Annotated in this window: 17 protein-coding genes; 4 read left to right on the forward strand and 13 right to left on the reverse strand. The window is 66.5% G+C overall.

Annotated elements, in window-relative coordinates:
* Position 1 precedes the first annotated feature (1 nt).
* The 6 genes from IEX33_RS14510 to uraD form a co-directional block, all read right to left on the reverse strand.
* Positions 2-310, reverse strand: a complete 309-nt coding sequence (locus IEX33_RS14510; RefSeq protein WP_188731311.1) for a hypothetical protein — start codon at positions 308-310, stop codon at positions 2-4.
* Positions 311-691: 381 nt separating this feature from the next.
* Positions 692-1,852 carry a phosphoribosylformylglycinamidine cyclo-ligase gene (gene purM / locus IEX33_RS14515; RefSeq protein WP_174175153.1) on the reverse strand — a complete coding sequence of 387 codons (1,161 nt, stop codon included), beginning with the start codon at positions 1,850-1,852 and terminating at the stop codon, positions 692-694.
* Positions 1,849-3,528: an amidophosphoribosyltransferase gene (purF, locus tag IEX33_RS14520; protein WP_188731313.1), complete on the reverse strand. Its 1,680-nt coding sequence runs from the start codon at positions 3,526-3,528 to the stop codon at positions 1,849-1,851. Before purF ends, purM begins: the two co-directional genes overlap by 4 nt.
* Positions 3,529-3,586: 58 nt before the next feature.
* Entirely contained in the window at positions 3,587-3,901 is a 315-nt protein-coding gene (locus tag IEX33_RS14525; RefSeq protein ID WP_104186446.1) for a hypothetical protein, read from the reverse strand.
* A gap of 89 nt (positions 3,902-3,990) precedes the next feature.
* Entirely contained in the window at positions 3,991-4,329 is a 339-nt protein-coding gene (uraH, locus tag IEX33_RS14530) for a hydroxyisourate hydrolase (RefSeq protein ID WP_066279543.1), read from the reverse strand.
* Positions 4,326-4,823: a 2-oxo-4-hydroxy-4-carboxy-5-ureidoimidazoline decarboxylase gene (uraD, locus tag IEX33_RS14535; protein ID WP_188731314.1), complete on the reverse strand. Its 498-nt coding sequence runs from the start codon at positions 4,821-4,823 to the stop codon at positions 4,326-4,328. The genes uraH and uraD overlap by 4 nt, the downstream gene beginning before the upstream one ends.
* Positions 4,824-5,102: 279 nt before the next feature.
* Between uraD and IEX33_RS14540 the strand changes: the two genes are divergently transcribed.
* Complete coding sequence (locus IEX33_RS14540; protein ID WP_188731316.1) at positions 5,103-6,323, forward strand: GAF domain-containing sensor histidine kinase; 1,221 nt, start codon at positions 5,103-5,105, stop codon at positions 6,321-6,323.
* Between the two features lie 37 nt (positions 6,324-6,360).
* Here IEX33_RS14540 and IEX33_RS14545 read toward each other — a convergent pair whose 3' ends face one another.
* From IEX33_RS14545 to IEX33_RS14560, 4 genes are read right to left on the reverse strand one after another with little or no spacing between them, the layout of a single operon-like run.
* Complete coding sequence (locus tag IEX33_RS14545; protein ID WP_188731318.1) at positions 6,361-6,786, reverse strand: ATP-binding protein; 426 nt, start codon at positions 6,784-6,786, stop codon at positions 6,361-6,363.
* Complete coding sequence (locus tag IEX33_RS14550; RefSeq protein WP_066279537.1) at positions 6,779-7,111, reverse strand: STAS domain-containing protein; 333 nt, start codon at positions 7,109-7,111, stop codon at positions 6,779-6,781. The genes IEX33_RS14545 and IEX33_RS14550 overlap by 8 nt, the downstream gene beginning before the upstream one ends.
* The gene (locus tag IEX33_RS14555) at positions 7,101-9,080 is read right to left on the reverse strand and encodes a glycosyltransferase family 2 protein (RefSeq protein ID WP_188731320.1); all 1,980 of its coding nucleotides are present in this window, start codon (positions 9,078-9,080) and stop codon (positions 7,101-7,103) included. Before IEX33_RS14555 ends, IEX33_RS14550 begins: the two co-directional genes overlap by 11 nt.
* A complete protein-coding gene (locus IEX33_RS14560) occupies positions 9,077-10,189 on the reverse strand; it encodes a PP2C family protein-serine/threonine phosphatase (RefSeq protein WP_188731322.1) in 1,113 nt (370 codons plus the stop codon). Before IEX33_RS14560 ends, IEX33_RS14555 begins: the two co-directional genes overlap by 4 nt.
* A 221-nt stretch (positions 10,190-10,410) precedes the next feature.
* On the opposite strand from IEX33_RS14560, the gene IEX33_RS14565 reads away from it, so the two are divergent.
* A complete protein-coding gene (locus tag IEX33_RS14565) occupies positions 10,411-10,725 on the forward strand; it encodes a hypothetical protein (protein WP_188731323.1) in 315 nt (104 codons plus the stop codon).
* A 180-nt stretch (positions 10,726-10,905) separates the two neighbouring features.
* Here the strand turns inward: IEX33_RS14565 and IEX33_RS14570 are convergent, their stop codons facing one another.
* The gene (locus IEX33_RS14570) at positions 10,906-11,484 is read right to left on the reverse strand and encodes a GNAT family N-acetyltransferase (protein ID WP_188731325.1); all 579 of its coding nucleotides are present in this window, start codon (positions 11,482-11,484) and stop codon (positions 10,906-10,908) included.
* Positions 11,485-11,609: 125 nt separating this feature from the next.
* On the opposite strand from IEX33_RS14570, the gene IEX33_RS14575 reads away from it, so the two are divergent.
* Together IEX33_RS14575 and IEX33_RS14580 are read left to right on the forward strand one after the other, a co-directional pair.
* A complete protein-coding gene (locus IEX33_RS14575; RefSeq protein WP_188731327.1) occupies positions 11,610-11,813 on the forward strand; it encodes a hypothetical protein in 204 nt (67 codons plus the stop codon).
* 59 nt (positions 11,814-11,872) lie between these two features.
* The gene (locus IEX33_RS14580; protein WP_188731329.1) at positions 11,873-13,369 is read left to right on the forward strand and encodes an MFS transporter; all 1,497 of its coding nucleotides are present in this window, start codon (positions 11,873-11,875) and stop codon (positions 13,367-13,369) included.
* Between the two features lie 161 nt (positions 13,370-13,530).
* Here IEX33_RS14580 and bcp read toward each other — a convergent pair whose 3' ends face one another.
* Positions 13,531-14,010 (reverse strand): thioredoxin-dependent thiol peroxidase, encoded by a 480-nt coding sequence (gene bcp / locus IEX33_RS14585; RefSeq protein WP_188731331.1) that lies wholly within the window; start codon positions 14,008-14,010, stop codon positions 13,531-13,533.
* Between the two features lie 80 nt (positions 14,011-14,090).
* Entirely contained in the window at positions 14,091-14,777 is a 687-nt protein-coding gene (locus IEX33_RS14590) for a winged helix-turn-helix domain-containing protein (protein WP_188731333.1), read from the reverse strand.
* Positions 14,778-14,780 lie beyond the last annotated feature (3 nt).

The raw sequence follows: 14,780 nt of genomic DNA on the forward strand, positions 1-14,780 counted from the left end.
TTTACTTGTTATTTACGATGCGAACCGGACCGGTCGCGGTATCGCAGACGGTTTCCTCGGAGCCGGTGGCATCCACTGCTTCACCGAGAACCGCGATTGAGCCGATGTCCGCAACGTCGCACAGGGTTGCTGCGACGCTGGCGCCCACATTGACGTCCACAGCATCCTTGACGGTGATGTCGCCCACCGTGACACTGACGAGGCCGTCATTCAACGTGGTGTTATCTGCCGCCTGCGAAGGTCCGGCAACGGCGCCCATGAGGAACAGGCTTCCAGCGGCTGCGGCGGTGGCTTTCTTAAGAACTGACATAGTTTTCGCTCCCTTGATATCTGCCCTGGTGCCCCTGTCCTGCAGTCCGCGGATAACTCCGGGCTGCCTGACGGCCGTGCTGATGCATGGCGGATGGGGGCGGGGCGGCTCTGTGGTTGCTTCTTCTGGCGTCCGCCGGTTCGGCGGGGGAAGGCGGTTCAACCGGGTGGGCGCCCAGGCGCCGGTGGATTCCGGCGGGGCATCAAGCCTTGGAGAAACCCGGTTGACTATTCTGTTATGCACTTCCGACTTAAACACTAAAGCTAAGTATGCTTAGCAGTCAAGGGGATGACTAACTAGTTCCTTTTTAAGCGCATCGAGTGCTCCGTTTCGGCCGTTCTGAAGGGTCAAAACGGCCGAAACGGAGCACTCGATAGGGATCTAGGCGTAGGCGTTGACCAGCCGTACAGCGCCGCCGTCCACGCCCTTGGCACCCTGCACGTAGTCAGGGCCGGACTTGAGGATCGCGTCCGAATCCTCGGTGACGGTGCCCATCACCCAGGACGGCAGGCCGCGGTCGTTGAGGCGGGCAACTGCTGCATCTGCGGCTTCGGGGGACACGATGGCCACCATGCCCACGCCCAGGTTCAGCGTACGCTCGAGGTCGGCCAGCGGGACGTTGCCCAGCTCGGACACCAGCTTGAAGATGGCCGGCAGTTCCCAGGTGGAGCGGTCCACGGTGGCCACGAGGCCGTGGGGGAGGACGCGGGCCAGGTTGGCGGCCAGGCCGCCGCCGGTGACGTGGCTGAATCCATGCACGGCCGCACCGCCGGTGACGGGGAAGGTGCGGGCAAGGTCCAGGCAGTCCGCTGCATAGACCCGGGTGGGTTCGAGGAGTTCCTCGCCGAGCGTGCGGCCCAGCTCGGAGACCTGGCGGTCCAATGCCCAGCCTGCGTGGTTGATGACCCGGCGGACCAGGGAGTAGCCGTTGGAGTGGAGGCCGGATGAGGCCATGCCGATCACCACATCGCCGGCACGGACGCGGTCCGGTCCCAGCAGGTGGTCGGCCTCGATGACGCCGGTGGCGGCTCCCGCCACGTCATACTCGTGCTCGCCCAGCAGGCCGGGGTGCTCAGCGGTTTCGCCACCCACCAGGGCGGTGCCGGCTACGGAGCAGGCGGCGGCAATACCGCGGACGATATCGGCGATGCGCTCGGGCACCACCTTGCCGCAGGCGATGTAGTCCGTCATGAACAGCGGCTCGGCGCCCACCACAACGATGTCGTCCACCACCATGCCCACCAGGTCGAACCCGATGGTGTCGTGGATGTCCATGGCCTGGGCGATGGCCACCTTGGTGCCAACGCCGTCCGTGGACGTGGCCAGCAGCGGCTTCTTGTAGGTGAGCAGCCTGGAGACGTCGTAGAGGCCGGCGAAGCCGCCCACCCCGCCGATCACCGAGGAGTTGTGGGTGGCCTTGATGGCACCCTTCATGAGCTCGACGGCGCGGTCGCCGGCTTCAACATCGACGCCCGCGGAGGCGTAGGTGATGCCGGCAGTGTTCCCGGAGGTGTTGCCGGAGGCGGGGGCAGCGGAAGTCATACGGACTCTTTCTTGTCGGCGCCGGGGGTGGTGGCTACGTGATGAATCTCTGGCACGAGGTCGGCTTCGGTGAGCAGGTTTTCAAACTCGGAGTCCGGCCCGGGATCGCAGCCCGTGGCACCTGACTTCTCGGCGGGGTCCTCTTCGGGATCCACAGCCAGGGCTGCGGTTGCACCCGGAAGGGCGGACGGGGAGGGCTTCAGTCCGCCCAGGTCGGTACGCTCCAGCAGGTTCTTGCCCAGCTTGTCCGAGCCCGGAAGTTCAATGGGGTACTTGCCCGTGAAGCAGGCGGTGCACAGCCGCTCACGCGGCTGGCGGGTTGCGCCGATCATGCCGTCTTCGGAGATGTAGGCCAGCGAGTCGGCGCCGATGGCCTGGGAAATTTCCTCGATGGTGGCCCCGTTGGCGATCAGCTCCGCGCGGGAAGCGAAGTCGATGCCGTAGAAGCAGGGCCACTTCACGGGCGGGGAGGAGATCTTGACGTGGACGGCGGCGGCACCGGCCTCACGGAGCATCCGGACAATGGCGCGCTGGGTGTTGCCGCGGACGATCGAGTCATCCACCACCACCACGCGCTTGCCGCGGATCACCGATTCGAGGGCGTTGAGCTTGAGCCGGATGCCGAGCTGGCGCAGCGTCTGCGAGGGCTGGATGAAGGTACGGCCCACGTAGGAGTTCTTGACGAAGCCGTGCGCGAACGGAATACCGGATTCCTCGGCGTAGCCCACGGCTGCGGGTGTTCCCGATTCCGGCACAGGGATGACGATGTCCGCCACCTGGGTGTTTTCGCGGGCGAGCTGGCGGCCCATCTCAACGCGGGACTCGTACACGGAACGGCCGGCGATGGCGGCGTCCGGACGCGCGAGGTAAACGTACTCGAAAACGCAACCGGCCGGCGTCGGCTCCGCAAAGCGCTGGGACCGCACGCCCTGCTCGTCGATGGCAATGAATTCGCCGGGCTCGATCTCGCGGATGAAGCTGGCGCCCACAGTGGCGAGGGCGGACTGCTCGGAGGCCACCACCCAGCCGCGCTCCAGGCGGCCCAGTACCAGCGGGCGGATGCCGTAAGTGTCGCGCGCCGCGTAGAGGGTGCCTTCGTCCATGAATACGAAGCAGAAGCCGCCCTTGATCTTGGGCAGCAGCTCGGTGGCGGTTTCCTCGAGGCTCTTGCCCGGCTCACCTTCCAGCAGGGCGGTGACCAGGGCAGTGTCAGAGGTGTTGCCCTGCTTCATTTCGCCGGTGAGCTGGCCGCCGTTCCGTTCCTGGATCATGGCGTTGAGCTCGGCGGTGTTGGTCAGGTTGCCGTTGTGCGCCAAGGCCACGGTTCCGGTGCTGGTGGCACCGAGGGTGGGCTGGGCGTTGGCCCAGTGGCTGGCTCCGGTGGTGGAGTAGCGGCAGTGTCCCACCGCCAGGTGCCCGGTCAGGGTGTTCAGCGTGGTCTCGTCGAAGACCTGGGAGACGAGTCCCATGTCCTTGTAGACGTTGATCCGCTTGCCGTCGCTGGTGGCAATACCAGCCGACTCCTGACCGCGGTGCTGTAGTGCATACAGCCCGTAATAGGTAAGTTTTGCTACTTCTTCACCTGGTGCCCAAACGCCGAAGACGCCACAAGCGTCCTGCGGGCCTTTTTCGCCGGGGAGAAGATCATGGGAAAGTTTTCCATCGCCGCGTGCCACTGGTCGATTATCTCACGACATGGGGTATGACTTTTCCGGCCGCCCGTTTATGACCGGGCTAGGGCTGCCCGTCCGTGTCCGGCTCGGAATCCGGCACGGCTTCCACGACGGCCCGCTGCTGCCGCTTGATGCTCCGGCGGTCCAGGACCAGCGCCAGTACGGCACCGAGGATGGCGCCGCCGCCGGCGAACCACACCAGGAAGAAGCCGAAGACCGCGCCGGCGTCGAAACTGGGGTTTGCCGGCACCGCGTAGGCGGCCACAGCTGCGGCCGCGACACCCACCAGTGCGCCCAGGATAAGGAACGGCACATACTTGGGCGCGCGGCGGACGGTAACTTCGCGGCGCTCGGCAGGAGGTTGTTCAGAAGGCATGCATCAAGCCTACATTTCCGCCGTTGCCCTCCCCGTACTGCTGCCAGACGCCCGGACGGGGTCCGTACGTGGCAGGGCAGCGGGCGGGATCAGCTGCCGCGGTACGTGGAGTACGCGAACGGGCTGAGGAGGAGGGGCACGTGGTAGTGCTCCGGGCCGGTCACCTCGAACACCAGGTCCACTTCGGGGAAGAACGTGGCCGTCTGCAGGCCGGCGTAGTAGTCCCCGGTGGCGAAGTTGAGCTTGTAGTGCCCGGCTTCCAACTGCTCCGGGCCAAGGTCCTTGGCGCGGCCGTCGGCATCCGTGGTGGAGTCGGCAACATGCCGCCAGGTGCCGCCGTCGTTCCGGTAAAGCACGACGGCGACCCCCGCCGCCGGGCGTCCGGCGCCTGTGTCGAGGATATGGGTGGTGACGTGGGAGACGCTCATTCTGTGATCAGTCCTTCCAGCCGCAGAACGGCGATTTCGCGCAGCTGCTGGGCCACGATGGTGTCCTCTTCGGCTGGCGTGTTGGCCAGCCGTTCCTTCAAAACCCGCAGGATTTCCGGGGCGGTGCGGCCGGCGGCGCGGATCAGGAAGACCCGGCCGAACTTTTCCTCATAGTCCCTGTTGCCCCGGGCAAGGGCCTCGGTGACCGCGCTGTCCGCAGGGTCCACCCCGGCCTGCTCCGAACGTGACATGGACGCCTCGGTGGTGGCCGCCGTCGGACGTTCCCCGATGCGCGGATGGTGCGCCATGGCGGACTCAACCTCGGCGGACGTGAAGGGGCTCGCAGCCTGGGACGCAAAGGCCAGCAGCGAGTCCTTGGTGGCGAACGGCCGGGCTGCGGCGACGGTCTCCACCCAGCGGGCGACGTCGATGCAGGGTCGGAGGGTTTCGGCGGCCCGGGCGGGTTCCGCGGAGTTGAATTCGGCAAGCTTCATGCTGGCTGGTCCCTTGGTGAGAATCTGCTGGCATCCATGGTGACGGCTATGCGGAGGCCGGACTTCCCGGCACCCGGCGACGTAATTTCCCGTCATCCCAGGCTTCCGCATCATGGAACTGTTATTTCAGCATACGTAATATTCAAAAGCAGGCTTCCTGTGGTGTCAAGAAGACTACAACGGCGCACAGGACCAGCCGGTATCATCACGGGAGAGCCGGGGAGCTCGAGTGGATGAGGCTGGGGGGCGCAAAAGAAGATGGACGGTACGGCTCTGCACATGCTGACCGATCAGGACGCGGCACGCGACGCGGGGCTGCGGAAGTATGGGCTGGTCCCTGCCGCTGCGGACGAGCTGCCGGTCCTTGCGGACGCCTCGACCCGTAGTGCGCTGGACAACCTGGTCCAGCTCGCCGCCTCCCTGTGCGGCGTGCCCTACAGCGTGGTCAACATCATCACCGCGGAGCAGCAGCTGCAGATCGCGGCCTTCGGCATCGACCCCGGGATCTGCTCCCGGGAAGACTCGATGTGCGCCACGGTCTTCCTGAGCCACAGGACGACGGTGGTGGCCGATGCCTCGCAGGATTCGCGTTTCGCCGCCAATCCGTTCGTCACCGGAGAAATTGCCGACGTCCGCTTCTACGCGTCCGTGCCGTTGGAGACCCCGGCGGGGCTGGTGCTCGGTTCACTGTGCGTCTTCTCCAATGAGTCCGGACGCCCGAGCGCCGGGCAGATAGGGATGCTGGAAATGCTGGCCCAGCAGGTGGTGGAGCTCCTGGAGCTGCAGCACCGCACCCTGCAGCTCAGCGACGCCCTGGCCGAGCTGCGGCGCAGCAACGCGCTGCTGTCCGAGTTCGCCGGCCGGGTCAGCCACGACCTCCGCGCCCCGCTCACCGCCATCCTGGGGTACGTGGAGCTGGCGGAGGACGATCCGGACATCCCGGCGGACCATCCCTCCGTGGAGTACCTGGGATACGTCGGCAGCAGCGGACGCCGAATGCTGGGAATGCTGGAGGACGTGCTGGACTACTCCAAGGCGGACGGAGCACTGAACCGGGAGCGGGTGTCCCTGCTGGCGGTCACGGCGGAGGCAGCGCGGGACCTTGGCGTGGACCTGGGAGCCGCCAGCGGCATTTCCTGCGAGGACGCGGAACTGTTTGCCGACCGGTCCCAGCTGCGGACCCTGGTCCAGAACCTCCTGGCCAACTCCCTGAACTACCGGAGCGGCACCCGCCCGCTGCGGGTGGCGGTCAGCGCCGACACCGGGCCGCTGGGCGTCACTGTCGAGGTGGCAGACAACGGCAAGGGCATACTGCCGTCGGAGCGGCACCGGGCAGTGGAACCGCTGGTCAGGCTGCACCGGCCCGGGGACGGCCCCGGAACAGGGCTGGGCCTGTCCACCTGCCAGCGGATCGCCCAGGCACACGGGGGAGAACTCTCCATCACGGACACCCCGGGAGGCGGGGCCACTGTCTCCGTGCTGTTCCCCGCCGAGCCTTAAGCCCCCCACCTTAGGGGGTGGTCAGACTTGAGGGTGGTCAGGCGTGCTGGGAGGTCCGGGTGAGGACCCAGGTGTTCGTACCGTCCTGGCGCTCGAACGTGACCGTGGTGACCAGTGCTTCGATCAGCGCCAGCCCGCGGCCCGATTCGGCGTCCTCATCCGGTGACCCGGGGATCATTGGTCCGAACGGCGGCGCGGCGTTGTAAGCGCTGACGCGGGCCCGCAGCAGTGCGGGCTGGACCTCAATGTCCACGCCGAGCTCCACGGGATCCTGCCCCACGGGTTCCGCGTGCTGGACGATGTTCGACGCCGACTCGATCACCGCCGTCGTAAACGTCATCTGGTCCATGTCCCCCACGAAGGGGACGTCGAGCCAGAGGCTGTCCAGGTGGTTGTGGACGGCTTCGATGGCCTCTTCGGCAGCCGGTCCCCGGAAGCTGCGGGACGCCAGGACATTAGTCATTGCTGAACGCCTCCTCGGCAGAACCATAGGACGTCAGCACCTTGTCCATGCTGGTCAGCTGCAGGACCATCTTCACCTGCGGCTGGACGGCCGCGATCCGGAGGTCCCCGCCGGCCTGGCGCGCAGCCTTGAGGCAGCCAATGAGCGCCCCGAGGCCTGAGGAGTCCATGAACGCCGTGTTTTCCAGGTTGACCACGATCCGGTTGGACCCGCCGGCGATCACGTCGGTGACGAACTCCCGCAGCTTCGGCGCGGAGACCATGTTGAGCCGGCCGTCCGCCTTCACCTCGGCGTACGAGTCTTTGACCTCATAACTAAATTCCATCGGAATTCCTCTCCGTATTAGTTGGTTCTGCGTGTTCTGCGGCCGGGTCGTACCCCTTGTAGAGCACGGCGCGGACCAGGATGCTCATGACCACCAGGTCGAAAATGACCCAGGCCACGTTCACCAGGGTGCCCAGGGGTTCCGCCAGGCCGTTGGCCAGGCGGATGAGTCCGACGACGGCGGCCACGGCCAGCAGGACGGACACCACGATCTGGGGCTGGATCAGGCTCCAGCTGGGTCCGCCGCTCTGGCGGGCCTTGGGGGTGACGGCAAACCCGAGGGGACGGCCGAACCAGACGTTGCGGGCCGCCGTCGAGCACGCCTTGATCCAGGTGGGGAACAGCGCCAGGCTGTACTGCTGCCCCCGCCAGGTGGGGATGCCGCGGCCGGCAACGGCGAACAGCAGCTGGTTGACCACCATGAAGGGGATGAACCGGATGAAGAAGTCCCAGCTGAGGCTGGTGACGGGAAGGATGCCCAGCAGCAGGTAGATGATGGGCGCGGCGAAGTAGATGACTGCCGCGTAGCCGCTCAGGTAGGTCCACATGGTGGCGAAGTACATGAGCCGCTGGCCCAGCTTGAGGCCCTTCTGGACCAGCGGGTTTTCCCGCAGCAGCACCTGGATGGTGCCCTGCGCCCAGCGGAGGCGCTGGGTGAGCATGGTCTTCAGGTCCTCCGGCGCCAGGCCGTACGCCAGGACCTCGTGGTGGTAGACGCTCTCCCAGCCCATGGCGTGCATGCGCATGGCGGTGGCCATGTCCTCGGTCACGGAGATGGTGGCCAGCGGCATGACCGGCTGGGCTTCGTCGTTGCGTTCCACGGACAGCGCGTCCAGGACGGCCTGCACTGATTCAAGGGCGCCCAGCGGCGACCAGTCGCGGGCGGACATCCGCTGCACGGCGTCGTCCGCCACGACCGGGACGCCGGACTCGCCCACGTGGGCCAGTTCCATGGCGGCGATCTCTTCGAGGTCCGCCTGGAGGGCTTCGACGTCGGCCATCACCAGGGTCTGCACGGCAGCGTCCACGCGGCGGCGGACCCGGTAGGTGATCTCGCCCAGCGGCTGCCCGGCGTCGAGTTCCTGCTGGGCCTCGCGGGTGGCGGCTTCAACCTCATCGAGCACCTGGGCCACCAGCGGCGTTTCCATGTCCGCTGACTTTCGGGCCTGCTTGATGGCGGAGCGCGAGGCAGCCAGCGCCCGGCGGATGCTCTTCTCGGTCTCCTTGACGTAGCCCACCAGGCCCAGCTGCATCAGGGCCTCGCGGCGCAGGATGGCGTTGGAGCCGCAGAAGAAGGCGGCGTTCCAGCCGTCCTTGCCCTGTTGGATGGGGCCGTAGAACAGGGGAGCCTGGCTGCCCAGCGGATCGTCGGCGGGGACGTTGCTGAAGTACTGCGGTGTCTGGACCAGCGCCACCCGGCGGTTGTTGAAGTAGCCGAGGGTCTTTTCCAGGATGTCCGGCTCCGGGATCTGGTCCGCGTCCAGGATCAGGAGGAACTCGCCGTGCGTCTGCATCAGCGCGTTGTTGAGGTTGCCGGCCTTGGCGTGCCGGGGCAGGTTGGAGGTCCAGTCCTCGCTTCGGGTGACGTATCCCAGGCCGTGCTGTTCGGCGAGGGCCTTCAGCTCGGGGCGGGCGCCGTCGTCCAGGATCCAGGTGCTGTGCGGGTGCCTGATCTTCTGCGCCGCCAGCGCGGTGGTCATCACCATGTCCAGGTCTTCGTTGTACGTGGTGATGAAGACGTCCACGGTGGCATCCGGCGGGGGCGGCGGGGCGGCCTTGCGGATCTTCAGCTTCCACACGGTCATGCCGAAGAGCATGACGTCGATGAGGCTGTAGGTCTCGGCGATCACCAGCGGCAGCGCGATCCACCAGGCGTCCCAGTTCAGTGAGGCGGCCCAGCGCCAGGCGATGTAGTTGACGCCCGTGATGACGGTCAGGACAACAACAAGCCGGGTCCAGAAGCGGGTCATGCCACGGCCTCCTGCGGAAGCCGGCGGACCACAACCACCGTGACGTCATCCTCAGCCGTGGCGGCCGGGGCCAGGGCGAGGATGGCGGTGCTCGCAGCCTGCGCCGACTCCTGGTGGTGCGTTGCCTGGAGCACGGCGTCCGTGAAGTCCTCCACGGAGTCGAAAACGTCCAGGACGCCGTCACTCACCACCACCAGGGAATCCCCCGGCAGCAGGTCCAGGGCCGACTGCGGCCATTCCGTTCCTGCCCAGGCGCCCACCGGGGGACCGCCGGAGGGAAGGCGGTGGACCGTCCCGCCTGACCGGACATGCAGCGCAAGCCCGTGGCCGGCGTCGACATAGCTGACCGTTCCGGAAGCGGCGTCCAGGCGGGCGTGGAAGAGGGTGACAAAGGAATTGGAGGAGTCCAGGTCAGCGGCGATCGCCTTGCTCGCCGAGCCGAAAGCGGTGTCCAGGTCATGCCGCAGGCCCGTCGAACGCATCACCGCGCGGACCGTTGCGGCGATGAGCGCGGCACCCATGCCCTTGCCCATGGCGTCGGCGAAGGTCAGGTGGAGCCCGTCCGGAGTCTGGTACCAGTCATAGAAGTCCCCGCCAACGTTCCGCGAGGGCCGGAACACTCCGGCGACGTCGTAGCCCTCAACCTGGATGTCTTCCTGGGGCAGGAGGCTTTTCTGCACCTCCGTGGCACGCTGCAGTTCGCTGCGCGCGGCCGAATCCGCGGCTGCGGAGGGCCGGCGGCGGAAGAGGGCATTGATCCTGGACTGGAGCTCGCGCGGGCTGAACGGCTTGCTGAGGTATTCGTCCGCGCCGTTGTCCAAGCCGGTCAGCTTATCCAGCTCATCGGCCCGGGCGGTCAGCATCACAATGAAGGCATCCGAGAATTCACGGAGCAACTTGCAGACTTCCAGGCCGTCAAGGTCCGGCAGGTTCAGGTCCAGCGTGACCAGGTCCGGCTGCACGCGGCGCACTTCCTCCACCCCCGCCAGGCCCGCTCCGGCCTGGGTGACGTCGAATCCCTGCTTAACAAGGACGCGGACCAGCAGCCCGCGGATGTCCGGGTCATCCTCGATGACAACGGCACGTCGGGATTCGGTGGGAGAGACCATAGGTCTACTTCTACCGTATTAACCCCTACGAGGCATGTCGCAGCGCTTCACACGGGTGGCAGAGCTGCTACCGGCGAGTACGGATCTTGTGGAAATCCTTGGACCTGCTTGCCCGGACATTGAGGTATGCCCGGGACACTCGAAGGCACGGAGCAGCTTTCACCGGACCAGTGCCAAGGACGGTCTGCCGGGAGGCTGGACGGCTCGGAAAAGGTGCGGTCATGGGGCAAATCAGGATCATAGATCAGGCGGCGGTCCAGGCCGCAGCTTTGGTGGCTTTGGACAAGGGCCGGGCGCTGCTGCGGGTCTACTTCCACAGGCGGAAAGTGCGCGCTGCGGCCACGGCGCTGGCGGCGGCTTTGGCCGAGTCCCGGGAGGTGTGGAGCTGGCCGGGAGACCGGCTTCCGGTGGGGGACGAGATGTCGCAGCAGGTGGAACGCCTGACCCGCCGGCTCAAACTCGAGACGGAAGCACACGTGAGGCTGGAGGCGCTTTTCAAGACTGCGGGTGGAGGGCGTTCCGTCCTGGCGCTTTAGGTGCCACACTTATGAGCAATCGAGTGGCTGGGGGTTACCGGGTCAGGAGATTGTTATGGGTTGGTGGACAGGTTGGGCGTACCTCATTGCGGGACTCATGACAGTGGACGCACTCCTTTTGGCGCTGTGGGCTATTGACGAAGACTGGCCACGGAGTTGGTGGAAGAAACCCTGACGCCTTCAGCGTGGCGGCAGCTCCAGCCGCATCAGCACCCGCGGGAACCCATTAAGCACTGATCCGGTGTCCGCGGCCTTGGTGAAGCCCGCATCCTCAAACAGTTTGCGCGTGCCCACATAGGCCATGGTGAGGTCCACTTTCCGGCCGCCGTTGTCCACCGGGTACCCCTCGATGGCCGGTGCCCCGTAGGCCCGGGCCATGTCCACCGCGCCGGCCAGCAGGTGGTGCGAGATGCCTTTGCCCCGGTAGCCGGGCCGCACCCGGATGCACCAGACGGACCACACCTTTGTGTCGTCCACATGCGGGATCTTGCGGTTGCCGGCAAAACTGGTGTCCGCACGGGGGTGGACCGCTGCCCACCCAACTACCTCGCCGCCGTCGTACGCCAAGACCCCCGGAGGGGGATCCTGCGCCACCAGCTGCTTCACCAGGGCGCCGCGCTCGGTCCCGCGCAGGGCCTGGTTTTGCTTCGACGGGATGCGGTAGCTCAGGCACCAGCAGACGTTGGCGTCGGGCCGTTTGGGTCCGACCATGGTTTTGACGTCCTCGAAGCTGGTTGCGGGACGGACCTCGATGCCCATGCGGCCATCCTGTCACCGGGCTGCAACGCTCTGCAACGGCGCTCTGCAACGTCGCCTGCCCCTGCGGGAGACAGCACCGCTACAATGTACCGACACGGCAACTGCGGATAGACATGGCGGGCACAATGAACGACAAGCTGCACCTCACTCCGGAAGATCAGTTCCCGGAGGACCTGGAAAACGTCTCGGACCAGGAACTGCAGGTCCTGGACAGCCAGGTCCAGCGCCAGCTCGACCACGAAATGGTGGTGGATGGTGAATCGGACCGCGAAACCGAGTTCCGCCACTACGAGCTGGACGAGGAATTCAGCGACCGAGACAAGCGCTGACAAAAACCCCCGGCCCCTGACCGTGTCCATGCTCCAAGGTTGTTATTACACTGGGACGCATGACCGAGCAGGAGCCGGTCCCGCCGCGCGCCGCTGCGGCTTCCGACGGCGGGAGAAGACTTAGCGAGGACGTTGCCTTAGCGTCCGCCGCACCCGAGGAGGGTGAGCCTCCGCGCCTCACTGATCCGAACGCCGTCGACACGTCTGTGCGCACCCCGGCCCAGCGGTCCCGCACCTTCGCCGGGATCCTGGTGAACACCGCGGCCGCCAACGTCACCACCAGCTATCTCTGGTTCGCACTGACGTTTTGGGTGTACCTGGAGACGCGCAACGTGATTGCCACCGGGGTAGTGGGCGGCGCGTACATGCTGCTGATCGCCGCGTCCAGCATCAGCTTCGGCACCTTCGTTGACCGCTACCGCAAGCTGGCCGTGATGCGATTCGCCGCGGCCTTCACCCTGGTGATGTTTGCGTTGTCCGGGGCCATGTTCCTGTTGACGCCCACCGCCTGGCTGCTGGACCTGACCCGGCCGTGGTTCTGGGTGTTCACGCTGGTCATCCTGATCGGCGCGGTGGTTGAGAACATGCGCAACATTGCCCTCTCCACCACGGTGACCATCCTGGTCGAGCCGGACCGCCGCGCCAACGCCAATGGGCTGGTGGGCATGGTGCAGGGACTGATGTTCATTGTCACGTCCGTGCTCTCCGGTCTCTCGGTGGGGCTGCTCGGCATGGGCTGGACCATCGCCGTCGCGCTGGCGCTCACGGCACTGGCGTTCCTGCACCTGCTCACCCTGCGCATGCCCGAGGAAGTCCGGGCGGCAGCCACGGATGCCCACGGCAGCTTCGACCTGCGCGGCTCCCTCGCCGCCGTGCTGGCCATCTCCGGGCTGTTCGCCCTGATCCTGTTCTCCACGTTCAACAACTTCATTGGCGGCGTCTACATGGCCTTGATGGATCCCTACGGCCTGGAGATGTTCCCCGTGGAGCTGTGGGGAATCTTCTCCGCCGTGGGGTTCACGGGGATCCTTGTGGGCGGTGCGCTGATTGGCAAGTTCGGGCTGGGATCCAACCCTTTGCGGACGCTGCTCCTTGCGGTGGCCCTCATGGGTTTCCTGGGTGCAATTTTCACAATCAGGGAGTGGGCGTGGCTGTACATCGCGGGAATCTGGGCCTACCTGGTCCTGGTGCCCTTTGTGGAAGCTGCGGAGCAGACTGTCATCCAGCAGGTGGTGCCGTTGCAGCGGCAGGGCCGGGTGTTCGGGTTCGCCATGGCCTTCGAGTCCGCAGCATCGCCTGTCACGGCGTTCCTTATCGCCCCGATCGCCCAGTTCTGGATCATTCCCTACGCCCGGTCCGCCGACGGCGCCGCCCAGCTGGCCCCGCTGCTGGGCGAGGGCACCTCCCGCGGCATCGCCCTCGTATTCCTCGTGGCCGGGGCCATCATGATCATCGCCGCGCTGCTGGCTTTCCTCACGCCCGTCTACCGCCGGGTCTCGGCGTCGTACGCACAGGCGGCGGCAGAAGAGTCGCGGGCACCGGACACCGCTGCGTAAACACCGAACGCCCCCGCACTGCTGACCAGTGAGATGGTGACCAGTGCGAGAGCGTCCGGGAAAAAGCTGCGGTAAGTGAGAGAGCGTCCGGGGAAAGCTGCGGTAAGTGAGAGAGCGTCCGGGAAAAAGCTGCGGTAAGTGAGAGAGGATCGGGGAGAGCGCTAGATTCCCAGGGCTTCCTTCAGGGCGGCCACGTGGCCATCGGCCTTGACCTGGTACTGCGCCAGGACGACGTTGCCTTCGGTATCCAGCACGACTGTGGAGCGCACAATCCCCTCAGTGATTTCGCCGTTGACCAGCTTCTCACCCCAGGCGCCGTAGGCCAGGGCAACTGAGTGGTCCGGGTCGGAGAGCAGCGGGAAGGTCAGGGAGAAGTCGCCGGTGAAGCCGGCCAGGGCCTCGGGCTCGTCGGGGGAGACGCCGATGACCTCGTAGCCCTTGCCCTGGAGGGAGGCCAGGCTGTCGCGGAAGTCGCAGGCCTCGGTGGTGCAGCCAGGGGTGGCGGCCTTCGGGTAGAAGTACACGATGACGTTCTTGCCACGGTAATCGGCCAAGGCAGTCTCGCGGCCCTGGGCATCCTGAAGGGTGAAGTCAGGGGCCGGGGTTCCGGGCTGGAGCTTGGTGGTCAGGGTGGGGCTCATGGTGTTCCTTTGGAAGACTTTGTCATTACTGGCAAAACATCAAGTGAAGCGGCTTCCCGCTCAGTGGTACAACTCCGGCGTCATATGCAGTATTCCGCCGGCCCGCGGACGGTGGCGCAGGAACCGGGCACAAACTGGTAGCCGCCGCCCCTGACGGTGGCCACGGCATGGCGGGCATTCCCGAGCTTGCGGCGGATCCTGCCCACGTACACGTCGATGGACCGGGCCGAGGCGCCGGGGGTTTCGAACGAGTCCAGGAACTCCTGCAGTTCCTCCCTGCCCACAGTGCGGGACAGGTGCGTGACCAGGTACCGGAGGACCTTGAATTCGACGCCGGTCAGCGGCACCCGCCGCCCGTCCAGGAGGACCTGGTCAGCGGCGAGGTCCACCGCCATGCGGCTCACGGGGCCGGCCGACGGCGGCAGTCGGGTGCCGCCGTCGTCCTCCCCTGGTGCCCCGGATGGGGCGCCGGCAGGGTCCTCCGCCGCGGAGGGAGAATGAGAGGAGTCGTCTGCGGCTCCCCCCGTGTCAGCGGAGGACCCCGGCGTGGGAGCTCCGGCGGCGGGCCAGTGGACTTCCGCCTCCGGAGCAGTTTGAAGGGCCCTGGCCAGGACCAGTTGGGCGGCGCGGGCCAGGAGTTCCGGGCTGGTGCCTTCCTCCGGGACCACCCACACGGCGAGGCCGCGGGCGGCTGCCCCGGTGAAGGCAGGCCTGGCGATGGTTCCGGGACGTGCCCCCGTCCTCGGATGGTGGGCTTCCACTGCCATGGC

The organism is Pseudarthrobacter scleromae (assembly GCF_014644515.1).
Classification (GTDB): Bacteria; Actinomycetota; Actinomycetes; order Actinomycetales; family Micrococcaceae; genus Arthrobacter; species Arthrobacter scleromae.